Annotated in this window: 26 protein-coding genes; 9 read left to right on the top strand and 17 right to left on the bottom strand. The window is 70.3% G+C overall.

Annotated features, from left to right (window positions below; all coding sequences use genetic code 11):
• Positions 1-71: 71 nt before the first annotated feature.
• Complete coding sequence (locus OO69_RS11615; protein WP_033280430.1) at positions 72-380, bottom strand: hypothetical protein; 309 nt, start codon at positions 378-380, stop codon at positions 72-74.
• Positions 381-484: 104 nt separating this feature from the next.
• Here OO69_RS11615 and OO69_RS11610 point away from each other — a divergent pair, with 104 nt between their 5' ends.
• Together OO69_RS11610 and OO69_RS11605 are read left to right on the top strand one after the other, a co-directional pair.
• Positions 485-1258 (top strand): enoyl-CoA hydratase/isomerase family protein, encoded by a 774-nt coding sequence (locus tag OO69_RS11610; RefSeq protein WP_033280429.1) that lies wholly within the window; start codon positions 485-487, stop codon positions 1256-1258.
• Between the two features lie 63 nt (positions 1259-1321).
• A complete protein-coding gene (locus tag OO69_RS11605) occupies positions 1322-2326 on the top strand; it encodes an LLM class flavin-dependent oxidoreductase (RefSeq protein WP_033280428.1) in 1005 nt (334 codons plus the stop codon).
• Between the two features lie 76 nt (positions 2327-2402).
• Here OO69_RS11605 and OO69_RS11600 read toward each other — a convergent pair whose 3' ends face one another.
• A complete protein-coding gene (locus tag OO69_RS11600) occupies positions 2403-3662 on the bottom strand; it encodes an amidohydrolase family protein (protein ID WP_199810925.1) in 1260 nt (419 codons plus the stop codon).
• Between the two features lie 187 nt (positions 3663-3849).
• On the opposite strand from OO69_RS11600, the gene OO69_RS11595 reads away from it, so the two are divergent.
• On the top strand, positions 3850-5328 hold the full coding sequence (locus OO69_RS11595) for an aldehyde dehydrogenase family protein (RefSeq protein ID WP_033280426.1): 1479 nt from the start codon (positions 3850-3852) through the stop codon (positions 5326-5328).
• Positions 5329-5343: 15 nt separating this feature from the next.
• Here the strand turns inward: OO69_RS11595 and OO69_RS11590 are convergent, their stop codons facing one another.
• Positions 5344-6516 (bottom strand): thiolase family protein, encoded by a 1173-nt coding sequence (locus OO69_RS11590; protein WP_033280425.1) that lies wholly within the window; start codon positions 6514-6516, stop codon positions 5344-5346.
• 141 nt (positions 6517-6657) lie between these two features.
• On the opposite strand from OO69_RS11590, the gene OO69_RS11585 reads away from it, so the two are divergent.
• From OO69_RS11585 to OO69_RS11575, 3 genes are read left to right on the top strand one after another with little or no spacing between them, the layout of a single operon-like run.
• Positions 6658-7782 (top strand): acyl-CoA dehydrogenase family protein, encoded by a 1125-nt coding sequence (locus OO69_RS11585; protein ID WP_033280424.1) that lies wholly within the window; start codon positions 6658-6660, stop codon positions 7780-7782.
• Between the two features lie 23 nt (positions 7783-7805).
• Complete coding sequence (locus OO69_RS11580; protein ID WP_033280423.1) at positions 7806-8570, top strand: SDR family NAD(P)-dependent oxidoreductase; 765 nt, start codon at positions 7806-7808, stop codon at positions 8568-8570.
• Positions 8571-8617: 47 nt separating this feature from the next.
• Positions 8618-9376 carry an SDR family NAD(P)-dependent oxidoreductase gene (locus OO69_RS11575; RefSeq protein WP_033280422.1) on the top strand — a complete coding sequence of 253 codons (759 nt, stop codon included), beginning with the start codon at positions 8618-8620 and terminating at the stop codon, positions 9374-9376.
• A gap of 30 nt (positions 9377-9406) precedes the next feature.
• Here OO69_RS11575 and OO69_RS11570 read toward each other — a convergent pair whose 3' ends face one another.
• The gene (locus tag OO69_RS11570) at positions 9407-10072 is read right to left on the bottom strand and encodes a TetR/AcrR family transcriptional regulator (protein ID WP_033280421.1); all 666 of its coding nucleotides are present in this window, start codon (positions 10070-10072) and stop codon (positions 9407-9409) included.
• A gap of 204 nt (positions 10073-10276) precedes the next feature.
• Here OO69_RS11570 and OO69_RS11565 point away from each other — a divergent pair, with 204 nt between their 5' ends.
• Complete coding sequence (locus OO69_RS11565) at positions 10277-11476, top strand: alpha/beta hydrolase (RefSeq protein ID WP_234444408.1); 1200 nt, start codon at positions 10277-10279, stop codon at positions 11474-11476.
• 7 nt (positions 11477-11483) lie between these two features.
• Here the strand turns inward: OO69_RS11565 and OO69_RS11560 are convergent, their stop codons facing one another.
• Positions 11484-12002 (bottom strand): hypothetical protein, encoded by a 519-nt coding sequence (locus OO69_RS11560; protein WP_033280419.1) that lies wholly within the window; start codon positions 12000-12002, stop codon positions 11484-11486.
• A gap of 233 nt (positions 12003-12235) precedes the next feature.
• Here OO69_RS11560 and OO69_RS11555 point away from each other — a divergent pair, with 233 nt between their 5' ends.
• Positions 12236-12802, top strand: a complete 567-nt coding sequence (locus OO69_RS11555) for a PASTA domain-containing protein (protein ID WP_420707868.1) — start codon at positions 12236-12238, stop codon at positions 12800-12802.
• 37 nt (positions 12803-12839) lie between these two features.
• On the opposite strand, the gene OO69_RS11550 is transcribed toward OO69_RS11555, so the two are convergent.
• The 9 genes from OO69_RS11550 to mftA form a co-directional block, all read right to left on the bottom strand.
• The gene (locus OO69_RS11550; protein ID WP_033280418.1) at positions 12840-13583 is read right to left on the bottom strand and encodes a hypothetical protein; all 744 of its coding nucleotides are present in this window, start codon (positions 13581-13583) and stop codon (positions 12840-12842) included.
• 42 nt (positions 13584-13625) lie between these two features.
• Positions 13626-14144 (bottom strand): flavin reductase family protein, encoded by a 519-nt coding sequence (locus OO69_RS11545; RefSeq protein ID WP_033280417.1) that lies wholly within the window; start codon positions 14142-14144, stop codon positions 13626-13628.
• A gap of 40 nt (positions 14145-14184) precedes the next feature.
• On the bottom strand, positions 14185-15366 hold the full coding sequence (locus OO69_RS11540) for a hydroxylase (RefSeq protein ID WP_033280416.1): 1182 nt from the start codon (positions 15364-15366) through the stop codon (positions 14185-14187).
• A 123-nt stretch (positions 15367-15489) separates the two neighbouring features.
• Positions 15490-16875: a mycofactocin biosynthesis glycosyltransferase MftF gene (mftF, locus tag OO69_RS11535; RefSeq protein ID WP_033280415.1), complete on the bottom strand. Its 1386-nt coding sequence runs from the start codon at positions 16873-16875 to the stop codon at positions 15490-15492.
• On the bottom strand, positions 16872-17633 hold the full coding sequence (mftE, locus tag OO69_RS11530) for a mycofactocin biosynthesis peptidyl-dipeptidase MftE (RefSeq protein WP_051800927.1): 762 nt from the start codon (positions 17631-17633) through the stop codon (positions 16872-16874). Before mftE ends, mftF begins: the two co-directional genes overlap by 4 nt.
• A 5-nt stretch (positions 17634-17638) precedes the next feature.
• A complete protein-coding gene (mftD, locus tag OO69_RS11525; protein ID WP_033280414.1) occupies positions 17639-18829 on the bottom strand; it encodes a pre-mycofactocin synthase MftD in 1191 nt (396 codons plus the stop codon).
• Positions 18830-18859: 30 nt separating this feature from the next.
• Positions 18860-20074 (bottom strand): mycofactocin radical SAM maturase, encoded by a 1215-nt coding sequence (gene mftC / locus OO69_RS11520; protein ID WP_033280413.1) that lies wholly within the window; start codon positions 20072-20074, stop codon positions 18860-18862.
• The gene (mftB, locus tag OO69_RS11515) at positions 20071-20346 is read right to left on the bottom strand and encodes a mycofactocin biosynthesis chaperone MftB (protein ID WP_033280412.1); all 276 of its coding nucleotides are present in this window, start codon (positions 20344-20346) and stop codon (positions 20071-20073) included. The genes mftC and mftB overlap by 4 nt, the downstream gene beginning before the upstream one ends.
• A gap of 9 nt (positions 20347-20355) precedes the next feature.
• A complete protein-coding gene (gene mftA / locus OO69_RS52455) occupies positions 20356-20493 on the bottom strand; it encodes a mycofactocin precursor MftA (protein ID WP_033280411.1) in 138 nt (45 codons plus the stop codon).
• Between the two features lie 135 nt (positions 20494-20628).
• Between mftA and mftG the strand changes: the two genes are divergently transcribed.
• The gene (mftG, locus tag OO69_RS11505; RefSeq protein WP_033280410.1) at positions 20629-22173 is read left to right on the top strand and encodes a mycofactocin system GMC family oxidoreductase MftG; all 1545 of its coding nucleotides are present in this window, start codon (positions 20629-20631) and stop codon (positions 22171-22173) included.
• Between the two features lie 16 nt (positions 22174-22189).
• Here mftG and mftR read toward each other — a convergent pair whose 3' ends face one another.
• The 3 genes from mftR to OO69_RS11490 all read right to left on the bottom strand — a co-directional run bounded on the left by mftR (position 22190) and on the right by OO69_RS11490 (position 24691).
• On the bottom strand, positions 22190-22804 hold the full coding sequence (mftR, locus tag OO69_RS11500) for a mycofactocin system transcriptional regulator (protein WP_234444406.1): 615 nt from the start codon (positions 22802-22804) through the stop codon (positions 22190-22192).
• A gap of 8 nt (positions 22805-22812) precedes the next feature.
• The gene (locus OO69_RS11495) at positions 22813-24162 is read right to left on the bottom strand and encodes a hypothetical protein (protein WP_033280409.1); all 1350 of its coding nucleotides are present in this window, start codon (positions 24160-24162) and stop codon (positions 22813-22815) included.
• A gap of 106 nt (positions 24163-24268) precedes the next feature.
• Complete coding sequence (locus OO69_RS11490; RefSeq protein ID WP_033280408.1) at positions 24269-24691, bottom strand: hypothetical protein; 423 nt, start codon at positions 24689-24691, stop codon at positions 24269-24271.
• Positions 24692-24727: the final 36 nt, after the last annotated feature.

Here is a 24727-nt window from a genome sequence, read left to right as displayed (position 1 = left end):
GCGCGCTTCCCGCTTTCCGTTGCTCAGTCTTCCCGTTGCCCGGTCGTCCCGTTGCTCGGTCGTCCCGTTTGTCAGTCCGAGGCCGGCAGCGGCTTGGCGCTCTTCACCGGCAGGGGGACGCCGTTGACCGCGAGGGTGCCCTCGCCCTGTTTCGTACAGAGGAGTTCGAGGCCGAGGTCCTCGTCGGCGTAGCGCTTGCCGAGCAGGGAACCGCCCATCAGGTCGGGGTCGGGGGTGCCGGTGACGGCCCCCGGCGCGGTTCCCTCGATCATCGCGGCACCGCCGCAGGTGACGTCCACCTCACCGTCCGGACACCGCACGACGATCACCGCCGTCGTGTCCACCGTGCTGGCGAGCATCTGTCCCACTCGTGGCCTCATCGCAGGTTCCTCCGCGGATCTCGTTTTCGTTCCGGGCGCCCGAAGACCAGAAAAAAGTATACTACTTACCTCGATCACGTCGAGATGAGGAACGGAGTCGGCGGATGGAACTCAAGACCGTCCTGTTCGAGGTGACCGACCACGTCGCCACCATCACCCTGAACCGGCCGCAGGCCATGAACAGCTTCAACCAGCGGATGCTGGAGGACTTTTCCGCGATCTGGGACCGGGTGAAGACCGACGACGACGTGCATGTCGCCGTGTTGCGCGGTTCGGGCGACCGCGCCTTCAGCACCGGCATGGACGTGAAGGAGGGCATCGAGCGGCATCCCAACGTGTGGTCGCAGACCGACCCCGGCGAGTTCCTGTCGCCGAAGCTGAACCAGGTGTGGAAACCGCTGGTCTGCGCGGTGCACGGAATGGCGGCCGGCGGCGCCTTCTACTGGCTCAACGAGGCCGACATCCTGATCTGTTCGCAGGACGCGACCTTCTTCGACCCCCATGTCAGCTACGGACTCACCGCCGCGCTCGAACCGATCGGACTGGCCCGCCGCATCCCGCTCGGTGAGACCCTGCGCATCGCGCTGCTCGGGCTGGACGAACGCCTGTCGGCCGCGCGCGCTCTGCAGATCGGCCTGGTCAGCGAGGTGTTGCCGGGTGACGAACTCTGGGCCCGCGCGGACGAGATCGCGCGCATCATCGCCGCCAAGCCGCCGGCCGCGATCCAGGGCACGGTCCGCGCGATCTGGGAGTCCCTGGACGCGACCCGCACCCAGGCGCTGCGCACCGGGCTGTCGTACACCCAGATCGGGAACCCGATCGGGAAGGCGGAGGTGGACCGCGACGCGGTGCCCCGCGGGCGGTGGACACTGCGCTGACACTCCCCTACGCTCCATAAAACAGTATCCTTTTTTATTGCGTTCCATGGAGGGCTGGCTCCGATGCGCTTTGGCATGCCCTGGCCGGGCCGGGAGGTGGCACACGAGGCCGAGGAGGCCGGTGCGGGCGCCTTCTGCGCCGGCGAGTTCGTGGACCACGACGCCTACCTCACCCTCGCCGAGATCGTCGCGAACTCCGAGCACGCCCTGGCGGGGCCCGCCATCGCCTACGCCTTCGCCCGCACCCCGTACGCCCACGCCACCGCGCTGCGCCAACTGCACGCCCAGGCGCCGGGGCGCCTCTTCCTCGGTCTGGGCAGCGCCGCGTTCCGTATCAACCGCGACTGGCTCGACGTGCCCGCCGACCGGCCCGTGGCCCGGATCGCGGAGACCGTCGCCGCCGTGCGCGCCTGGCTGCACGCGGAGAACGGCGAGAAGGTCCGGTACTCCGGCGAGTTCTACTCGATCGACGCCGACGTCCGCGCCCCCGTGCTCGGCCGGCTGGACATCCCCGTCCTGCTCGCCGCGTTCAACACCCGCATGGCCACCACGGCGGGCCGGGTCGCCGACGGCGTCATCGGGCACGGCCTGTTCACCCGCTCCTGGTGGAACGACGTCGTACGCCCCTCGGTCGAACGCGGCACGGCGGACGCCGACCGGACCGAGCCTCTCCTGGAGCACGGCTGGGTCATCACGGCGGTCGACGACACCGCCCCCGAACGTGCCGTGGCCGACGCCCGGCGCATGATCGCCTTCTACCTCACGGTGAAGACGTACGACCCGTTCGTCGCCCACCACGGCTGGGAGGGCCCGGTGACCCAGCTGCGCAAGGCGTTCCGGGCCGGGGACACGGACGCGATGGCCGCCGCCGTCACCGACGAGATGCTGACGGAGATCGCCGTGTGCGGGACGACGACCGACGCGAAGGGCATGCTCGCCCGTCGCGCCGGTTCGCTGCCCCGTGACGTCGGCTATTTCGCGCCCCCGAGTTTCCTGGTGAGCCAGAGGCGCCGGGCCGCGTACGCCCGTGCCTCCCTCGCCCTGATCGGCGACCTGCCCACGCCGTGAGAGAAGCGGCGGGCGGCACCCTCGGGCCGCCCGCCGCTGCCTTCGCGTTTCAGTACCCTGAAACGCCGTTCGCGGGTCAGGCGCTCTCGGTGACCGGGGCGAGTTTCCTGCTCTTGTCGAAGTGCACGACGTCGGCGAGGGTGCCGCCCAGGATGGCCGCGCGGTCCTCGTCGTTCACGCCCTCGAAGTTCTCCGCGATGCACTCGGCGCTGGAGCGGAAGGTGCCTTCCGCGTGCGGGTAGTCGTTGCCCCACATGACCGTCGACAGGCCGGTGATGTGGCGGGCCTTGACGGCCGTGGGGTCGTCCGCGAACTGCACGTGGATCTGGCGCCGGACGTACTCGGTGGGCTTGAGCGGGTAGGGCCACTTGTCGTTGATCGCGAACAGCCGCCCCATGGAGGGCTGTTCGGTCGCCGGACGATTGTCGTCCCAGAAGCCGAGCCACCAGTCGGGGTCCTGGCCGGTGCCCGTCTTCCAGGCCTTGTCCATGTAGCCCATGAAGGAGACCAGCCAGCCGGCCGTGTACTCGATCAGGTTGAAGTGCAGGTCGGGGAAGCGCTCGCACACCCCGCCGCCGACGAGGCTGGCGATGATGCCCTGCGGACCCGCCACACCGGCGCCGGCCGCGAAGCCCATGGTCCGGCCCGCCACCATGTCGTCGGTCAGGTTGCCCTTGCCCATGTTCATGGACGTCATCAGGCCCCGGACAGTCTGCGCCGTCCCGGAGATCTCCTGCTTGACCTTCACCCCACCGGTGGCCACGTGGATGAAGACCGGCAGGTCGTGCGCCTGGGCGGCGGCCCAGATCGGGTCGTACTCCCGCGAGTAGTACGGCTGGGGCGGGATCTCCGGGAGGAGGATCGCGCCGAGTCCCAGCCTCGCGACCCGCTCGATCTCCGCCACGGCGGCGGGGACGTCCGTGATCGGGATCGCGGCCGTGGGGCGCAGCCGGTCCTTGTAGGGGAGGTAGCGCTCGACGAGGTAGTCGTTCCACACGCGCGCGTGGGCCATCGACAGTTCGTGGTCGTCCGTGAACAGGACGAACAGCGAGAGGTTGGGGAACATGACCGAGGCGTCGACGCCGTCGAAGTTCATGTCCCGGATGATGTGGTCGGGGTCGCCGTCCGGGGTCTCCCCGCCGGTCTGGCGGTACTTGGAGATGGTCCAGCCGTCGAACCCGATGGTGTGGAGCTTCTTGAACTCCGTGTGCCCGCCCGGCACGATCGGCTCGTCGAGGGTGAACTCCTCTTCCCACAGCGCGCGTTCGCGGAGCTGCTTGGGCAGGCGGGTCTTGAACAGATCGACCGGCTCGATGATGTGCGAATCGCCGGACACGACAAATTCCTTGAACACAGGCGGTACCTCTCTTCGAACTCCGTCGTCCGTAGCCAGAAGGCCGACCCCCAGATATCTGCGAAGTTAGCTGTACCGACCGGTCGAGTCAATAAAAGGCGCGCACTCCTGACCCGACCCCCTTAATTCAGTACACTCAACACGGGACACACTGATGAGGAGACGGCACATGACGACGACGTACTCGTTCTCTTCGCGGCTCTACATCGACGGGCGGCACACCGACGGCACCGCGGACGCGCGGATCGTCGTACGCAATCCGGCGACGGAGGAGATCCTCGCCGAGGTTCCCGACTCCTCGCCCGCGGATGTGCGGCGTGCGGTCGAGGCGGCGCGGCGGGCCTTCGACGAGGGGCCGTGGCCGCGGCTGAGGCCTGCCGAGCGGGGTGCCGTTCTGCTGCGCCTGGCCGAGGAGTTGGAGCGGCGGCTGCCGGAGCTGGTCGCCGTCAACATGGCCGAGGCGGGCTCGGTGCGGGGGCTGGCGGAGACGCTGCAGACCCGGGTTCCGGTGGCGCATCTGCGGGACATGGCCGAGCGGGTGATCCCGGCCTTCGCGTGGGAGCGCCCGATGGATCCGACGATCGCGCCGGGCGTCGGCGTCTTCCAAGGGGTGCTGCGCCGCGAGGCGTTCGGGGTGTGCGCGCTGATCTCGGCGTACAACTTCCCCTTCTTCCTCAGCATGATGAAGGTGATCCCCGCGCTGGCCGCGGGCTGCACCGCCGTCCTCAAAGCAGCGCCGCAGACCCCACTCGACTCACTGCTGCTCGGCGACTTCGCCGACGCGGCCGGGTTGCCGCCGGGCGTCCTGAACATCGTGACCGGCGATGTCGAGGCAGGCCGGGAGCTCACCACCCACCCGATGGTGGACCTCGTCAGCTTCACCGGGTCGGACACGGTGGGCCGCACGGTGTACGCGCAGGCCGCGGCCTCCATGAAGAAGGTCGTCCTGGAGCTCGGCGGCAAGTCGGCCAACATCGTCCGCGCCGACGGCGATCTCGACGGCGCGGTCCGTTCCGCGCTGGCGGGCATGACCACCCATGCGGGGCAGGGCTGTTCGCTGCTGACCCGCACGCTCGTGCACGAGTCCCTCCACGACGAACTGGTCGACCGGCTGAGCGCGGCCCTCTCCGGGGTCAGGGTCGGCGACCCCGCCGACGCGGCCACCACGATGGGCCCGCTGATCAGCGAGGCCCAACGCGACAAGGTCGAGAAGCTGATCCGGGTCGGCGAGGAGGAAGGCGCGCGCATCGTCCGCGGCGGCAAGCGCCCGGCCGGCCTCGACCGGGGCTACTTCCTCGAACCCACGCTCTTCGCCGCCGTGGACAACGCGATGACGATCGCCCGGACCGAGTTCTTCGGACCGGTCGGCGTCGTCATCCCGTTCCGGACCGACGAGGAGGCGGTGCGCATCGCCAACGACAGTCCCTACGGTCTGGGCGGCGCCGTCTGGAGCGCCGACACCGTGGCCGCGTACGAGATGGCGGCCCGGCTCCGCACCGGCGGGGTGACGATCAACGGCGGCAGCGCCGGAGTCAACCCCCGGGCCGCCTTCGGCGGTTACAAGCAGAGCGGACTCGGCCGGGAGTGGGGCGAGTTCGGGCTCGACGAGTATCTGCACACGAAGACGGTCAGTTGGGCCGCGCGCTGAGGCGTGTCCCGCTCGTCACGCGGTGAGCACCATCGCCGATCCCATGCCGCCGCCCGCGCACATGGCCGCGACCGCCACTCCTCCCCCACGGCGCCGCAACTCGTGCGCGAGCGTGACGACCATGCGCGCGCCGGTGGTGGCGATGGGGTGGCCGAGGCTGCAGCCGCTGCCGAAGGGGTTGACCCGGTCGGGGTCGAGGCCCAGTTCACGGGTGGCGGCGACGGCCACCGCGGCGAAGGCCTCGTTGACCTCGAACAGGTCGACGTCCTCGATCCGCAGCCCGGCGCGGTCAAGTGCCTTGCGGATGGCGGCGATCGGGGCCAGTCCCGTCTCCACTGGGTCGACGCCGACGCTCGCCCACGACCGTACGGTGGCGAGCGGGGTGAGTCCGTGCTCGGCGGCGACCCCGGCGGAGGCGACGACGACCGCGGCCGAACCGTCGTTCACGCCACTGGAGTTGCCCGCCGTGATGGAGTAGCCCTCGATCTCGGGGTGCAGCACCTTCAGTGCCGCGAGCTTCTCGATGCTGGTGTCGCGGCGCGGATGCTCGTCGGTGTCGAACACCGACTGCGTCCCGTCGCGGCCGACGACCTCCACGGGGACGATCTCGTCGGCGAACCGTCCCCCGTCGATCGCCCGCACGGCCCGCTGGTGCGAGCGCAGCGCCCAACTGTCCATCTCCTGACGGGAGATGCCGATCCGCCGGGCCACGTTCCAGCCGACCAGCGTCGCCATGTCGTCGTTGGGTGCCTCGCGGGTCGGGGCGTGCGAGGGCGACATCCAGGGGTCCTGCCAGTCGTCGGTGCCCGGAATCCTGCGCCGGGCCACGGGTGCGGTCGACGAGGACTGCGTTCCGCCTGCGACGACCGCGCGGTCCATCCCGGCGCGTACGCCCGCGGCGGCGGTCGCCACGCTGGCCAGTCCCGAGGCGCAGTGCCGGTTGTGCGCCAGGCCCGGCACATGGGTCAGCCCCGCCTCCAGGGCCGCGTAGCGGGCGATGTCCCCGCCGCCGGCGAGCGTCTCGCCGAGGACTACGTCGTCGATCAGGTCGAGCGGCACCCCGGAGCGCCGCACCGCCTCACGCACGACGACGGTGGCGAGGTCGAAGGCGCTGGTGTCCCGCAGCGTTCCCCTCCGGGCGGTACCGATCGCGGTGCGGCAGGCGGCGAGCAGAACGGCATCAGTCATGCAATTGATGATACTCAACTAGCACTTAGGCGCGGAAGAAAGCCTTCAACTGTCCCTGTATCTCGACCGATTACCGAAAAGAGGATACCTTCTTCGTGCCGTGGATCTGTCATCGATGCGCCGTGGACCGGGTGGTGGCTGGTGAACTTCGAACTCAGCGAGGAGCAGGCCATGCTCCGCGAGGCCTCGCGCGCCCTGCTGTCCGACCACGCCCCGATGAGTGCCGTACGAGCGTCGATGGACGGCTCCGTGGACGTCGACCCCGAGCTGTGGCAGCTGACGTCCGACCTCGGCTGGCCCGGCCTCGCGCTGCCCGAGGAGTACGGCGGTTCCGGTCAGGGACTGGTCGAACTCGCCCTGCTCGCCGAGGAGATCGGCCGCGCACTCGGCCGCGGCCCGTTCCTCCCGACGGCCGTCGTCGGCCGGGCGGTCGCCTACGGCGGTTCCGCGCGGCTGCGCGACGAGGTGCTGCCCGCGCTCGCCGCCGGGGAGGGCTGGGCCACCTGGGCGTTCGCCGAACCGCACGCGCCCTGGACCCTCGACGGGGTCCGCGCGACCGCCCGTGCCGACGGCGACGGGATCGTCCTCGACGGCGTCAAGACGGTGGTGCAGGACGCCGGCGGTGCCCGCTGGCTCCTCGTCACCGCCCGCCACGAGGGCGAACCCGCGTCCTTCCTGGTCGACCGCGCGGCCCCCGGTGTCACGGTCCGGCGTCAGCGCGTCCTGGACCTCACCCGCGCGTTCCACGAGGTGCGCCTCGACGCCGTACGCGTTCTGCCCGACGCCCGTCTCGACGGCGGGCCCGACGACATCCAGGCCCTGCTAGACGAGGCGTCCGTCCTGCGGTGCGCCGACGCGCTCGGCGTGATGGAGCGCATGCTGGAGCTGACCGTCGAACACACCACGAACCGGGTGCAGTTCGGGCGGCCGATCGGAAGTTTCCAGGCCGTCAAACACGCCTGCGCCGACATGGCACTGCTCGTGCACGGCACCCGCGCCGCGACCTACTACGCGGCGATGGCCGCCGATGCCGGCACCGACGACGCCGCCCGGGCGGCCTGTGCCGCCGCGTCCTACGCCACGGCCGGTACCGGTGAAGTCGCCGCGCGGGCACTGCAGTTGCACGGCGGTATCGGTTTCACCTGGGAGCACGACCTCCATCTCCATCTGCGCCGGGCCAGGGCCGACCGGGTGCTGTACGGGGACACGGCCGTCCATCGCGAACGGCTCTGCGCCCTCCTTCAGCGGTCGTCCGTGTCCGCCTGAGCCGAGCGAAAGGGAGTCGACCGATGGAGATCAAGGGCAAGAAGGCCGTGGTGTTCGGCGGTGCCTCCGGAATGGGGCGCGCCGTCGCGGAGTTGCTGGCGGCGCGCGGCGCCGACGTCGTCGTACTCGATCGTCCGGCGTCGGCCGGTGCCGAGGTCGCGGCGGCGCTGGGCGGGCGTTTCCAGCCGGTCGACGTCACCGACTTCGAGGCGACGGAGAGTGCGCTCGCCGCCGTCGTGGAATCCCTGGGCGGACTGCACGTCTCGATCACCACCGCGGGCGGCGGTACGGCGATGCGGACGCTCGGCAGGAGCGGTCCGCACGACCTCGACACCTTCCGCCGCATCCTCGATCTCAACACCGTCGCGACCTTCAACATCAGCCGGCTCGCCGCCGCGCACATGAGCCGCAACGAGCCCGAGGACCCGGACGGCGAGCGCGGTGTCATCATCAACACGTCCTCGATCGCCGCGTTCGAGGGCCAGGTCGGCCAAGTCGCCTACGGGGCGGCCAAAGCGGCGATCGCCGGGATGTGTCTAACGATGGCGCGCGATCTCGGCTCGCTCGGCATCCGGGTACTGGCCATCGCGCCGAGCCTGTTCGACACCGGGGCGGTCGAGAAGATCCCGGACGAGGCGCGGGCCGTTCTGGTCAAGGACGCGGCGTTCCCCAAACGCCTGGGTCGGCCGGAGGAGTACGCCAAGCTCGCGCTCGCCATCGTCGACAACCCGATGCTGAACGGCCAGTGTCTGCGGCTCGACGCGGGGCAGCGCTTCGCCCCCAAGTGACCGGTGGGGGGCGCCACTTGGAAGCAGGACGACGACGGGAGCACCGTATGCCGGACAACGACGAGCACCAGGGCAAGGTCGCGTTCATCACCGGGGGCGGGCGCGGCTTCGGCAAGGCGTTCGGCGCCGCGTTGTCCGCGCGGGGCGCGCACGTCGTCCTCGCGGACATCGACGGCGCGGCGGCGGAGGCCGCTGCCGCCGGACTCACCGCCGCGGGCGGCAGCGTGACGGGAGTGACCTGCGACGTGGCCGACGAGACCGCGGTCCAGGCGGTCGTCGACAAGGTCGCGGAACAGCACGGCGGCCTCGACATCCTGGTCAACAACGCGGGCCTGCACGCGGCTTACAACAAGCCGTTCACCGAACTCGGCCTCACCAAGGTGCGACGCGTGCTCGACGTCAACGTCATGGGCGTCGTCATCTGCTCCCTCGCGGCACAGCGGGCCATGCGGGGACGCCCCGGTGCCGCCATCGTCAACATCTCCTCGTCGGCGGCCTACGCGAACCGCAGCATCTACGGCGTCTCCAAGCTCGCCGTACGCGGTCTGACGGTGTCCTTCGCGCGCGAGTTCGCCGCCGACGGCATCCGCGTGAACGCGATCGCCCCGGGGCTGATCTTCACCGACACGGTCCGCGCCGAGCTCGACGAGGCCGAGGCGAAACGGGTGTTGGGCGAGCAGATCCTCCAACGGGAGGGCGAGGAAGGGGACATCGTCGAGGCGCTGCTCTATCTGGTCTCGTCGAAGGCGTCGTTCGTCACGGGTGAGACGCTGCGGGTGACGGGCGGGTTCGCGCTGTCGGTCTAGCGTCCTGGTGCCCATCCGCGCCTACCGGCTTCAGGAACGGGGCAGTTGCTCCCCCGAGAGGTACGCGTCCGGTCCCAGGCCGCGGAACTCGGGGGCCGGGGGCAGCGGTTGCGTGCCCTCCGGCTGGGTGCGCAGGCCGTCCAGCAGCAGCCGCAGGTAGCGCCGCCAGAGGTCGGGCTCCCCGGTCTGGTCGGTGACCGCGGCCACCATCAGCTGGATCATCGGGAGATCCAGGTGTTCCATGTCGGGGCGCAGCGCCCCCTGCTCCTTGGCGCGCGCGATCAGCGGATCGACGAGGGGCTTGATCCGCCGGTCGACGACGGCGTGCCGCTGGGTGGCCTTGCCGGTGCCGAGCATGACCTCGCGCAGTCCGCGGTCGTGTGCCTGCAGCTCGCACACCTTCTCCAGGCTGGACGCCAGTCCGTGCCACGGGTCGGGATCGGTGGCGGCTTCCCGGGCGGACGCCTCGACCTGGTCGATCATGTCGTCGAAGACCGCGTCGACCAGCTCTTCCTTGTTGGCGAAGTGACGGTAGGCCGTCCCGACGCCGAGCCCCGCGTGGCGGGCGACGTCGTCGAGGGTCGCGGCCAGGCCCCGGTCGCGGAACACCTCACGGGCGGCGGCCATCAGACGGCGGCGGTTCAGCTCGGCGTCGCGCCGCAGCGGCGGTCTGCCGGGTCCTGCGGGCTCCGCCATGCCAGTCGTCCCGTCTTCCGGATGAGGTCGGATCTTCCAGCTCATCGTACCGGCGCGAGCTGGGCACTCCTTGATCAGGTTCGGTCCCGGTGCGTGACCCTCGAAGCTAAACGGAGATTATATCTCCGTTTGATGTTACGGTGATGGAGAGAAACGGAGATCTGATCTCCGTTTACTGCTTCGTGGTCGACGGGAGAAGAAGACATGCACGCAGAGAACGCAGCGCCCCGGGGAACGGTACGGACGGGCCGGCGAAGGGGCGGCGCTGTCGTCACGGTCACGCTGGCCGCGGGGCTGGCCCTGGCCGCCTGCTCCTCGGGCGGCAACAGCTCGGCGGGGAGTTCAGCCGGCCCCAGCGCCACGACGACGGCCTGCCCTACGAGCACGTCCGCCGCGGGTGCCGGAACGCCCACCGGAATGCCGTCGGGCAACGCGGGAGGCATCACCGCCGCCAAGACCGTCAAGAAGTCGGACACCGGCACCAGCACGGTGATCGACCCCAAGGGTGCGCAGATCCGGTGCGCCACCTCCGGGATCACCACCACGCACGACATCACGTACTCCTCGCCGACCACCGACGGCAGGAAGAGCGACCTGAAGCTGGACATCCAGGTCCCGACCTCCACGTCGGGCAAGAAGCCGCTGGTCGTCTACCTCACCGGAGGCGGGTTCGTCATGGCGGACCGCACCGCCAACCTGAGCCAGCGCACCTATGTGGCCGACCAGGGCTATGTCGTGGCGAGCATCCAGTACCGCACGACCAAGGACGGCGCCACGTACAAGGACGCCGTCGCCGATGTGAAGTCCGCGATCCGGTACCTCCGCGCCAACGCGGACAAGTACTCCATCGACCCCGACCAGGTCGCCGTGTGGGGCCAGTCCGCGGGCGGCTACCTCGCCGCGATGACCGGCGCCACGAACGGGGAGAAGTCCTTCGACGTCGGTGACCACCTGGACCGGAGCAGTGAAGTGCAGGGCGTCGTCGACGAGTTCGGCCCGGCGGACCTGTCCAAGCTCGCGGCCGACTACGACACGGCGGCCCAGAAGGCCAACTACGCGCCGGGCAACAGCGCCGCGCAGTGGGTCTACGGCCCCGGCACCAAGAAGTCGGTCGCGGACCGCACCAGCGAGGTCGCGGCAGCCGACCCGGCCACACACATCACGTCGAAGACTCCGCCGTTCGTCCTGTTCCACGGCAGCGCCGACACCCTGGTCTCACCCAGCGAGACCCTCGATCTCCAGACGGCACTGCGCGCCAAGGGGATCGACAGCACCCGCTACGTCCTCACCGGCGCCGGCCACGGCGACCTGTCCTTCACCGGCGACACCTCGGCCGGCCTGCCCTGGTCCACGCAGGAGACGATGGGGCACATCGTCGACTTCTTGGGACAGCAGCTCAAGTAGCCCTGGATCAGCGGGCGTTGCCGATGACACCACGGGCCGCGAGCCGGAAGTCCCTGACCGCCTGATACAGGACGCTCTCCCGTTCAGCGGCGCGGGCCACGTCCTCGGCCTTGCGGGTGGTGTCTCCGGCGCGGGCGTCGTCGGCCAGTCGCCGCATGACTTCGGAGAGGCCGCTGGATGCATCCGTGACCCGCTCGACGGCTGTCACGAGGGAAGCCGGCCCTTCAAGGATGACTACCTCCGCGGCACGGTGGACCTCGCGGGCGAGGACGATGAATCGACGTATCTCCTCATCGACTACGGGGAGTTCGGGCTCGTCCGAGCGCAGTGCGTCGAGTACGGCGTCCATGGCGATGTCGCGGTCGTGGAGTGCGCCGAGGTAACCGGCGTACGCGTCACGGCGATGCTGTCGGCGCCACTGATCGTGCTGCGCGCGTGTCTGTGCCCGGCCGCTCACGACCGCGGCGCCGAGAGTCGCGACCGAGCCGACGGCGGCCCCGAGCAGCGCGGCGAGTCCTGCGTCCATCGGCCCAGTCTGCCGTTGCCGGATCCCCGGCCGAAATCCGTCACGGTTCGTCACGCGGTGTGCGGCCGGGTGGACATGTCTGACACAGTGTCCCTTCATCCACACATCAGGGGCGTACCGTGTCCAACTCCGTATTTACGCCACCGAGTCAGCCGTCCCGCACCGCCGGAACACCGCCGAAGAGGAAGCGCGACTGGAGGTTCGTCGGTGGAGTCACCGCGGGCGTTCTCCTCATCGGCGTCCTCGGCTCCGCCTGCCACGCCACCACCACCGCCGGCAGTACCAGTGGCGCGAGCGGCAACGCCAAGACCGGCGGCAAGACGAAGACCGTCCCGCACTTCGTCGGCATGGGCCTCCAGTCCGCCCAGAACGCCGCCCAGAAGCAGGGCTTCTACAGCCTCAAGTCCCATGACTCGCTGGGCCGTAACCGTCACCAGATCCTCGACCGGGACTGGAAGGTCTGCTCCCAGAACGTGAAGGCCGGTACGACGACGTCCACGGACACCCAACTCGACTTCGGTGCGGTGAAGTTGGACGAGACCTGTCCGTCGAAGGACCAGTCCGCACCCACGGCGGCCGGCAAAACGATGCCGGACTTCAAGGGAAAGTCGGTGAACACCGCCCGCGCCGCACTCGACTCCAGCGCGTCGATCACGGTCAAGGACGCCTCCGGCAAAGGCCGTTACGTCCTCGTGGAGTCGAACTGGCAGGTGTGCTCGCAGAAGCCGCCCACCGGTACCAAGCTGAGCGGACAGCCGGTGGAGTTCTCCGCGGTGAAGTTCGGGGAGTCCTGCCCGTAGCGGCGCCACGGTGAGCGGGGCCGCCGATGACGGGCTGCTAGGTACTCGCCAGCTCGGAGGGCGCCGCGGCCTCCGCCCTCGCTTCCTCCTCCTCGGATTTCACCGCGCGCAACAGCACGATCGGCGTGGCGATTTTCCAGATGAAGTAGACCGCAGTGGGAAGCACATTCGCGAGCAGTCCGTTCCAGGCGAACGGGCCGGACTTGGTGAGGAAGACGAAGGCGCCGGGGATGAGCAGAACTCCGAGCACCAGGTTGAGATAGCCGAACCAGCGCGGGAAAACCGGCTTGGCGCGGTTGTCGACGAGCGCCGCATATCCGATCGACCAGACCTGGAGGACGAATATGCAGGCGTTGCCCACCAGCATGAGCCAGTAGATGTCCGACATCGCGTAGAGCACGTCGGGCGAGTGGCTCTCCGGCCGGTAGGCCGCCGCGGCGAGTATCGCGATCGGGAAGAAGAAGCCGATCGGGGCCACGACACCGGTGAGCAGCTGGACCATGGACAGCAGACCCCAGCCGCCTTCGATCCGGCGCATCTGCATGCTGGTCACGACGACGAACGGGTACTCGAACGGCACGACCAGGACCATGATCGCGGCGCAGGCGAGAATGCCCGTCTGATGGTCGGTGAGGAATCGGACGACGCCTTGGGCGTTCTCCGTCGGGTCCATCGGCGTGATCAGATGGCCGACGGAGAAAGCAACGGCGAACCCCAGCAACAGCACGAATCCGCACCAGGCGGAGATGCGTTCCAATCTGAAGTGCAGGTCTTGTCGCATCGACGGATCTCCTTTGATCTCGCGGCTCATTTTGTTTCCCTGCTACCAGCCGACGAGCCTGTCCAGCAGCGCCGTCGCGCTCGACAGATAGTCGCCGTAGCCACCGCGGAAAAAGAGCAGTGGGGTCTTCATCGACTCGACGCGCAGGGTGCGGACGCGTCCGACGACCAGCTGGTGATCTCCGAGTTCGACGACCTTCTCCACCGTGCAGTCCACCCACGCGACGATTCCGTCCAGGACGGGATTGCCGAGCGGGGATTCCTGCCATGCGGCGCCTTCGAAGCGATTCGGGCCGCCGGCCAGCTGCCGGGAGAGGCGTTCCTGGTTGCCCGCGAGCGCGTTGGCGCAGAATCGCCCGGCCGTCCGGATCGTCCGCAGGGTGTTGGAGGAACCGTCCACCAGGAAGGACACCAGGGGCGGTTCCAGGGACACCGACATGAAGGTTCCGACGATCATTCCCCGGGGTTGCCGGTCGGCGTCCGTCGTGGTGATGGCGACCACGCTCGTGGGGAAGTGCCCCAGTACGTCACGGAAGTTGCGCCCCTCGACCGCGTCCGTCACGGCCCCTCCTCGTTCTCGCACAGTCGACTTCGACGAGCCGTCAGATCAGGACGCGCATCGCCTCGGGCAGTTCAAGTCCCATCTGGGCAAGGGCGTTGGCGTGGTACGCCGACCCGGGGACGTGGATCATGTGCTGGAGGCCCACGTGCGCGTCCCGCCAGTACCGCTGGATCGGATTGCCGCGGCGGATCGCGTTGCCGCCCGACCGTACGAAGATCTCGTCCAGCGCGGCGACGGCACGCCACGCGCAACGGACCTGGTTGCGCCGGATGTTGGAGCGGTCCTCGATGGACACGGGCTTTCCGGCCTCGACCTGGTCGTACAACCGGCTGATGCCGTCGATGAGTTGGACCCGGGAGGCGGCGATCTCGGCGGCGGCCTCACCGGCGGCGTACAACACATAGGGGTCGTCGCGTACTTGGACCCCGGTCACGGCGACCCGCTCGCGCTGCTGGGACAGATGGAGGGCGAGCGCGCCCTCGCAGATGCCGATGACGGCGGCCGTGATCCCGAGGGGGAACATGGAGCTGAAGGGCAACTTGTAGAGGGTGTCGGTGAGTCCGACCGCTTCGGCGGCGCTGCCCTCCTGGACGGCCTCCTGCCTGATGGTGCGGTAGGCGGGGATGAACGCCTTGTCGACGACGACGTCCTTGCTGCCGGTGCCCGCCAGGCCGATCACGTCCCAGGTGCCGTCGATGATCTCGTAGTCCGAGCGCGGCAGGACGACATGGAGCACGGAGATCGGGCCGGCCGGTTTGCCCTTGCCGTCGCCGACGAGTGCGCCCAGGAAGTCCCAGTCGCAGTGGTCGCTTCCGGAGGAGAAGGGCCAGCGTCCGCTGAGGACGTACCCGCCGTCCACGGGGTCCGCGATGCCGTTCGGCATGTAGGGCGAGGCGATCCAGGTGTCCGGGTTCTCGTCCCACACCTCGTGGGCGAGCCGGGGGTCCAACTGGGCCAGTTCCCAAGGGTGTACGCCGACGACACCGCACACCCAGCCCGCGGCCCCGTCGTGCGCCGCCACCGCCATCACCGCTTCCGCGAAGTCCCGGGGGTGGGCGCTGTGGCCGCCGAACTCCTTGGGCTGGAGGAGCCGGATCACCCCTGCCGAGCGGAGCAGTTCGACGGTCCGGTCGCTCAACTTGCCGAGTTTCTCGTTCTGTTCGGCGAGCGCGGCCAGTTCGGACCCGAGTTCCCCGACACGGTTGACCACTTCATGCGTCACGCCGCACACCTCCTGCTGAGTGATTCCGGGCAAGTGCCGCACACGCGCGGCGGGATGATCCCCAGTGTCATTTCCGGGGCGGCCGGCCGCTGAGCGCTTTCCGCTGACCGGGACCTTTGGGGATCAGCGGGTGACGCGAGGCCGCAGGGCCGCGGTGGAGCGCCCCTTGAGGGCGGACAGCCACACGCCGGCCCCGTAGGCGAGGTCGTCGAGGCGACGCGCGACGCCGTAGCGGACCGCGTCGAGGCGGGCCCGGTCGCGCCGGTACTCGAGGGCGATGTCGGCCAGCGCGGCCACCGCCGCGGCCCGGCGCACCCGGCGGGACGCCACACAGCCGACGACCGTGAGCGGCCACCAGTGCCGGTTGAGGAGAGCCGAGGTCTGGGCCAGGGCGGCCAGGGCGCCGTTGGCCGTGAGCCGCGCGGCCAGCCGGTGGGGGTACCGGGTGCCGTCGAGCTTGCGGCCGATTCTCACAGTCACGCCCACGAGGACGGCCCCGGCGACGGGCGCCGACCAACGGCGTTGGGCGAGCAGGGCGGTGACGAAGGCCGCGCTCCAGGGGGCGAACACGGCCGGGGCGATGAACCTCGGGTGCCGTTCGGCGAGGGGTTGCGCCCCCGTGCCGTAGACGGCCTTGCGGAGCAGCCAGTCGCCGAGCCGTGCCCGGTGCTCGTGCGCGGCTTCGGCCGCCGGTTCGTAGCGCACCCGTCGGCCCTGTTCCAGCAGCCGCCAGCACAGGTCGACGTCCTCGCCGACCCGCATCAGCTCGTCGAAGCCGTCCGCCAAAGCATCCACGCGCGCTACGACACATGCCGTGGAGGCCCACGAGACAGGGCTCCCGGGGCGCACTCCGGCCGGGTGGGCGCCCAGGTCCAGGGAGGAGCGGGCGTTCTCGTACCGCTCGATCCAGCTCGGGGCCGCCGAGGGCAGCCCGGTGATGCGGGGTACGGCCATCGCGACGGCGGGGTCGGCGAAGTGCCGTAGGAGGGTGGGGACGGTGTCGGGGGCCAGCACGATGTCGGAGTCGACGAAGACCACGAAGGGGGTGGTGACGAGCCTGAGTCCGGCGTTGCGGGCGCCGGCCGGACCGACGTTCGTGGTCAGGGGGACGAGCGAGGCTCCGTGTTCGGCGACTACGGCGGCGACGGCCTCGGGGTGTCGGGACGCGTCGTCGACCACGATCACGCGATGGTCCTCGCCAACACTGCTGAGCAGACGGGAGAGTTGACGCGGACGGTCACGGACCGGCACGACCACGGTGTACCGGGGATCGGCGGGCGAGGGCAGTGAGCCGACGACGGGATTGGCCATGCCGAGGTCGAGCAACCGGTCCGCGAGAAGCGCGCCAGCCGCGTCCCGCACACACAACGTCCGCCCGGCGAACAGCCGTTGGGCGCGCGCGGTCAGCCGGATCAGCCGGGTCGGGAAGCCGCCGACCAGGGCTCGGCCGCCGTCCACGATCCGGGTGTGCCTGTCGAGTTCGACCTGGAAGCCGACGGGCAGCGTCATGGCCGTACGGCCTCGTCGGTCAACTCTTGTATCCCTGGCCGGTGTTCGGGATCGACAAGGCGACACCGCTCGTCCACGGTCCACGCGGTGATCCGGCCGACGACGGCCGACACCATCGCGTTCGTCATCCCGTGCCCCTCCCTCGCCGAGGCGCCGGTCGGGTCACCGAGGACGCCGGAGGGGGAGACCGCGCGGACGCCGTGAGCCATCAACTCCGGGAGCAGGACTGCCAAGGGTCGTGTGTCACCGACGGCCGCCGCCTCCAACCGCACCCGTTCCGGGGCGAGATGGAGCATCACCGAGGTCTCGGTGCGGCCGGCGTGCGCGTCGGCTCCGGGAACGGAGCAGTCGGTCCAGGCCACGTCGTGGCCTTCGGTGCGCAGGAGGCGGACGGCGGTGTCGAGGGTGGCGGTGTTGCCGCCGTGGCCGTTGACGAGAACGATCCGTCCGGCCCACAGCGACAGCGAGCGCACCGCTTCCACGAGGACCGTGCGCAGTGCTTCGTGGCCGATCGAGACGGTTCCGGGGAAGCCCGCGTGCTCGCCGCTGGCGCCATAGGGCAGGACGGGTGCAACGAGCGCCGTGTGCAAGGCGGTTGCGGCTCGCCGTGCGACCGCGTGCGCGATGACGCTGTCCGTGTCGAGCGGCAGATGCGGGCCGTGCTGTTCGGTGGACCCGATGGGCAGCAGGACCAGCGCGTCGGACGGCACGTCCGGCCAGGCGGTGTGGGCGAGTTCGGTCGCCGGGTCCTCCCGCACCGTGGTCAGGCGGCCGGGGCGTCGCGGCCCAGGACGAGGGGGAAGCCCGGCGGAATGACCAGGTCGTCGGGCGTCAACTCGTGGACGGAGGAGTGCCCGAGGCCCAGGACCGCCGAGTCGAGGCCGCCGCGCAGGATGTCCAGGACGTTCTCGACGCCGGCCTGCCCGTTCGCCGCCAGGCCCCACAGATAGGCGCGGCCGATCAGCACGGCGCGAGCGCCCAGGGCGAGTGCCTTGGCCACGTCGCCGCCCCGGCGGACGCCGCCGTCGAGAAGGACCTCGATCTGGGAGCCGACCGCGTCGGCTATGGCGGGGAGTACCCGGACGGTCGCGGGGGTGGTGTCGAGGTTGTTGCCGCCGTGGTTGGAGACGGACAGCGCGGACACCCCGGCGTCGACGGCCCGCTTGGCGTCGTCGACGCGGGTGACTCCCTTGAGCAGGAAGGGCCCGCCCCACTCCTTGCGGAGCCACGACACGTCCTCCCAGGTCGGAGGTGTGGTCTGCATCCACTCGCCGTACGCGCCGAAGAAGGTGGGGGCCTCGCCGCCCGGGGGCCGCAGGTTGGGGACCGAAAGGTCGGGCAGGCTACGGGACTTGGCGAACCGGAGCAGCCAACCGGGGTGCGGCAGCACGTCGGGCGCGAACCGCAGCATCGTCCTCAGGTCCAGCTTGTCGGGGATGGCGGGGCTCCCCCAGTCCCGCCCGTGGGAGAAGGACCAGTCGAGGGTGACGATGAGCGCCTTGGCACCGGCCGCCCTGGCCCGGTCCATCCGCTGCGTCATGGTCGCGCGGGTGCCGCTCCAGTACAGCTGGTAGAAGAAGTCCGGCTGCGCGTCGGCCACTTCCTCAACCGCCTTGCTGGCGAAGGAACTCAGGCCCATGACGACGCCCCGGCTCTTGGCGGCCCGGGCCACGGCAACCTCGCCCTCGGGGTGCACGGCCTGCACACCGGTCGGCGAGATGAGGACCGGGAAGGAGGACGGCACCCCGAGCACCGTCGTCGAGAGATCGCGTTCCGCGTGGTGGCCAACAACCCTGGGCGCGAAGCCCAGTTCAGCGAAGGCCGCCGTATTGGCGTCGATCGTACGGCCGCGCTCCGAGCCCGCGACGAGCGCGCCGTAGACCGTGCTCGGCAGTCGCCTCTTGGCCCGGCACTGGGCTTCGGCGACCGTCTCGAACCAGGGGTTCCTGCCCATGTGTCGCGTCCCTTCGTCGGTGCTGTCGCGTTACGGCCGGCTGAGGCGCAGGCCCGCCAAGGGGTCCTCGGCGCAGTCGCTGACCGGGGGCCGTTCCAGGTCCCGGCGTCGGGTGAGGACGAGGTCCACGGGGCGTCGGCGGGAGTGGTCGGCGGACGGCTTGGGGAGCTCCGCCCCGGCCTTGGGGCGCCGGGCCAACTGCTCCTCGCCGTAGCCCTGTACGCACTCGGGGTCGGGGCCGTCCAGCGGCAGTCCGGTGAAGAACTTGGCGGCCATGCAGCCGCCCTTGCAGGTGTCGTAGAACGCGCAGGAGGCGCAGGCTCCGCCGTGCTGCGGGGTGCGCAGGCGCGTGAACAGCTCCGAGCCGCGCCACACTTCGGTGAAGCCGCCGGGTGCGCGGACGGTGCCGGCGAGGAACTCGTCGTGGATGGCGAACGGGCAGGCGTAGACGTCGCCGACCGGGTCGATCAGGCAGACGACGCGTCCGGCGCCGCACAGGTTGAGGCCGGGCAGCGGTTCGCCGTAGGCGGCGAGGTGGAAGAAGGAGTCGCCGGTCAGGACGTTGTCACCGTGGGCCAACAGCCAGTCGTACAGCTCGCGTTGCTGTGCCGCGGTCGGGTGGAGGTCGTCCCAGACGTCGGCTCCGCGGCCGGATGGGCGCAGCCGGGTCAGGCGAAGTTGGGCGCCGTAGTTGTCGGCGAGGGCCTTGAACGCGTCGAGTTGGGGGATGTTGTGGCGGGTGCAGACCACGGAGAGCTTGAAGTTGCGCATGTCGGCGGCGGCTAGGTTCTCCATCGCCCGCAGCGCCGTCGCGTACGAACCGGCCCCGCGTACCGCGTCGTTGACGTCGGCGGTCGCGCCGTCGAGGGAGATCTGGACGTCCACGTAGTCGTTGGCGGCGAGCCGGCGGGCCGCTTCGGGCGTGATGCGGACGCCGTTGGTGGAGAACTTCACGCCGACGTGGTGGGCGGTGGCGTAGTCGAGGAGTTCCCAGAAGTCGGAGCGGACGGTGGGCTCTCCGCCGCCGATGTTGACGTAGAAGACCTGCATGGCCTCCAACTCGTCGATGACCGCCTTGGCTTCGGCGGTGCTCAGCTCGCGCGGGTCGCGGCGGCCGGAGCTGGAGAGGCAGTGGGTGCAGGCGAGGTTGCAGGCGTAGGTCAGTTCCCAGGTGAGGCAGATCGGCGCGTCGAGTCCGGTCTCGAAGAGGTCGACCAGCCGTGCGGTGCCGGCGGTGGCGGTCATGGGGTCCTTCCGACGAGCATCGACGACTCGGTGAGCGCGGCCAACGCCCGGCTGTAGCGCGGCAGTTCGGCCTCCTCGACACCGGCCGCGAGGCAGGCGGCGCGGGCCGTGGGGGCGTCCGCGAGGGACTCGACGACGGCGAGGAGTCTGCGGTCCTTGAGGAACGTCAGCCTGCGGGTCCCGAAATGGTAGAGGAGCGCCCCGAACGGTTCGGGCCGCACCGAGACCTGAGGGTGCAGGCCGAGGGCGAGGTCGAGGGTCTGCGCGGTCATGCGGGCGGCCTAGTAGACGCCGCACATGCCGTCGATGGAGATCTCCTCGATGAGGTCGTCGGCCTCGATCAACTGCTGTTCCGTGACGGGCTCTTCGGCCGTGTTCTCGTTGGCCGGGACGGTCGGTACGGACCGGAGTTCGTTCATGCGACTCTCCCTGGGCATCCGGCTGGGCATCCGGGCGACTGCGCGGTCGACAGTAATGGCACCCGGTGCCGAAAGTGAAGAGGGGGTCAGCATGATTCTTTCGACCGGTCGGTCTACGCCTGTTCCGGGGTCCGCTTGAGCCGCCCGGACGTCATCGTCGTCGGTGCGGGCGGCAGCGGCGCCCCGCTGGCCGCACGGCTCAGCGAGGACTCCGACCGCCGGGTACTGCTGTTGGAAGCGGGTCCCGTTCCGCGTCAACGGGCGTTTTTCACAAGGGAGTTGCTGGACGCGCGACTCGTCCCGGGCGCGCAGCCAGGCCATCCCGCCGTCCAGCCGTACCCGGTCCATCTCACCCCGCAGCACCCGTACACCGTCATGCGGGGGCGCTACCTCGGCGGGTCGACCACGGTCAACGGCGGCTACTTCGTACGGGCGCGGCGCGCGGACTTCGAGCGCTGGTCGACCGCGGGAGGCGCCGCCTGGTCGTACGACCGGGTGCTTCCGCTGCTGCGTTCACTGGAGACCGATCTCGACCATGGCGAGAACGACGTGCACGGGGGTGGGGGCCCGGTGCGGATCCGGCGGGTGGGTCTACGACACCCTGCCGCCGCGGCATTCCGGTCGGCCGCACGGGAGTTGGGATATCCCGAGGAGTCCGACAAGAACGCCCAGGGCGTGCCGGGGTTCGGGCCCGTGCCGTCCAACTCCGTGGACGGGGTACGCGTCAACACCGGCGTCAGCTATCTGCTGGACGCTCTCGATCGCCCCAACCTCACGGTGGAGGGCGGGAGTTCGGTCCGCAGAGTCCTCGTCGAGCGCGGCCGGGCGACTGGCGTGGTGGTCGAGCGTGAAGGGTGTCGTACGACTCTGGAGTGCGGCGAAGTCGTGCTGTGCGCCGGGGCGTTCGGCTCCGCCCACCTGCTGCATCTCTCCGGCATCGGACCCTGCGACGAGTTGAGGCGCGCGGGCCTTCCGGTGGTCGTGAACTCCCCTGCCGTAGGAGCCCGGTTCGGCGACCACCCGCAACTGGTGCTGGAGTGGCAGCCCCGGCGGCCGATGCCCGAACCCGCGAGTTCCTGGCTGGGCGGTGTTCTCCACCTGTCGTCCTCGGACGGGGACCATGCGGGCAACCTGGAGATCCTGCAGTCGCTCGTCCCCATGGCGGGCCTGGTCGGCGGAACGGTGTCCGTGCCCGGCGCACCGCTCGCGTTCCTGGCGTCGGTCCTGACGCCCCGGCGCGGCGGACGGCTGCGGACGTGTTCCGCCGACGCGGTCACTCCTCCTCGTATCGACTACGGCTATCTGGAGACCGCCGAGGACCGGCGGCGCCTGCGTGAAGTCGCCCGTGCCACGGCGGAGTTGGTCGCCACCGACGCGTTCGAGGAGGTCTCCCGCGGGCTCGTGGAACCGGGACCGGCGGTGCTGGCGGACGACCGGCTGCTCGACCGGTGGATCGGGGCGCGGCTCGGTACCTCGCACCACACCTGCGGCACGGTGCCGATGGGTCCCGCCGACGATCCCGGGGCGGCCGTCGACCACTACGGGCGTGTGCACGGTGTCGTCGGGCTGCGCGTCGCGGACACGTCGATCCTGCCGACTCCGCCGTTGCGCGGTCCCGCGGCCACCGCCGTTCTCATCGGCGAACTCGTCGCGGACGCCATGCGACGTGGCCTGAAGTGAAGCGGCCCGGTTCGCGTCAGGGCAGGGCAGGGCCGTCGAAGCCGGCCGCGACTTGTCGTAGGCCAAGGTCCAACAGGCCGCCCAGGCTTGCCTGTTCGTCCGTCAGCCAGTGTTCGTAGGCGGCGATGCACGCGGCCAGGACGGTGTGGCCGATCAGCCGGGGCAGCAGGTCCGAAGCCGCTCGTCCGGTGCGCCGTGCGGCGAACTCCGTGACGAGGGTCCGCCAGGATGCGTAGCGCACGGTCGAGTCGGCCTGGAGTGTGGGGACCCGCAGGATGAGCGCCATGCGCTGCCGGTGCCAGGGCACCGCCGCCGGGTCGAAGCGGTTGAACTCGACGACCGCGCCGCGCAGCGCGTCCATCATCGGGGCGGCCGGGTCGGTTGCCGCCAGCAGGCGCTCCAGCTTGACCAGTTCGGTCTCGAAGTCGCCCCACACCAGGTCGTTCTTGGAGGCGTAGTAGCGGAAGAAGGTGCGGCGGCCGATGCCGGCCGCGGCGGCGATGTCGTCGACGGTCGTACGGTCGAAGCCCTGTCGTGCGAACAGTTCGAAGCCCACCCGCTCGAGCGCGGCCCGTGAGGTCGCGGGCGGTCGGCCCGTTCTGGTCTGTCGCTGTCCGTTCTCACCGTCCACAGCGCACATCATGCACATGCGTCCATCAGGATGCCCGCCGCCGCTCTCATCCGGCGCTCGCGCAGATCCAGGACGGGGCTCGGGTTCGACAGGCCGTGGGAGGCCAGCAGGTTCATCAGGGTCCAGACCGTGTCGGGGCGGTCCGTCAGGGGGAGTTCACGGCCGTCCGCGGCGATGACCTTGGCAGCGGTGATGCCCGCGAGGAGGCTGGTGCGGGCCCAGTCGACGTCGTAGGAGACGCCGTTCGGGCTGACGACGAGGACGACCTCCTTGGTGCGGTGCAGGACCGTCAGGTAGTCCATCGGTACCGTCAGGCGCCGGGCGGCGTCGAACGGGGGTGTGCCGTCCGCCGGTTGGATGCGCAGGACCGTGTCGAGGACCGGGCCGTGGTCCTGGAAGGTGGTCCTCGCGCGCATCTCCAGGAAGCGGGCGCGCACCAGGACACCACCCCGGCGCGACCATCGTCGGCCGACCGAGCCGAACGCGGCCTTCTCGCCCGGGAGTTGGTTCGCCAGCCAGCGGGTTTCCTCGCCCGGCTCGCTCACCGGCGCCTGCTCCTCGGGGCAGGCGGCCAGGGCGGCGTAGCGCGCCGCCGTGTGCGGGTCCAGGCGCCGGAGGTCGATCGTGTCGCCGTTCATCGCGACGCTTCCGGCCTCCCGGGAGATGCCCATCTGCTGAAGCTGGCGTTCAACTCGCCGTGTCACGTCGGTCGTTCGGCCTTCGAGGTCGGTCACCCGGCAGGTCCTCGTGCCCGCGAGCAGGGCGCTGCGCGGCCAGTCGGGGATGACGGTCCGACGGGCCCCCGGAGCGGCCGGCCCGTCGACGAGGACGACCAGGCGGCCCGCCGTGATCGCCGAAAGACACAGGGACGGCACCCGCCGCTCCCCCGTCGCCTCGAACTCCTCGGCGTCGTACACCCGCAGCCTCAGCCTGATCAATGGTGTGAACTCGTCGGGCGTGTAGTTGCCGTAATGGGTCGTGAAGGTCGACTCACCGTCGGGGTGGTAGCGGACCAGTGATGCCTCCAGTACGTCCGCCCGCACCAACCGCGCCCGCACCGGGCCCTGCTGGGAGCTGGGCGCCCACATCACGAAGGTGTCGTCCCCGTACGGGGTACGGACGCCCTCGACGCCGTGCCTGCGCGTGATCCGGGCGAACTCCTGGCGCGTGGTCGTGATCGCCAGGACCGGGATCATGACCGTGCCGACCAGCCCGAAGGCGACCAACAACGCCGGCCAGTCCCAGCCGGGGTACTCGCTCCAGGCGGAGTACCCGACGAGGAGGAAGAACGGGGCCGCCGAACAGCAGACCGCGATGAACACCAGATTGCCCACGAACACACCTGTATAGCTGCGCATTGCCTCACCTCCACGCGCGCATCCGCTCGCAGCTCGACCGTGTTGCCCCAGAACGCCAGGCGCAGGGGAAGGAAGACCTCCGGCACTTCGACGAACGGTGGTCGTTTCACGGGGTCGCGCCGTCGCCCGCGTAGAGGTAGGCGCCGGGGTGGGCCGGGTCGGCCACCAGGAGCACCTGGTCGCCGGTGCGGGGGATGCGCAGCTTCGAGACGACGGTCCGCAGGGCGATCCGGTCGGTCCTCCCGGTCGGCTGCACGACCAGGTCGACGACCGGGTCGTGGTTGACCAGTTGGCCGGTGTCGCCGATCGACACGACGACGGCGGTGATGGTCGGCACGCCCGCGGCGAGCAACTGCTGTACCGCGAGGCCCGAGTTGTAGGCGCCGATGGACTGCTGGACCCTGGCGTAGTCCTCGTTGCCGAGGAACGCGCGAGTCGTACGGCCGTAGAATCCCTTGCCGCTGGCCACCTGGCCCGCGATCTCGGCGGCCCGCTCCTCGCGGCTCTTGCGACGCCCGAAAATTCCCATGACGACTGCTCCTTCTGGTCGGGGCGGATGCCCGTG

The sequence above is a fragment of the Streptomyces sp. NRRL F-525 genome (genome assembly GCF_000716605.1).
GTDB lineage: Bacteria > Actinomycetota > Actinomycetes > Streptomycetales > Streptomycetaceae > Streptomyces.
Note: the sequence above shows the minus strand (reverse complement) of the source record. Positions and strands in the feature narration are given on the sequence as shown.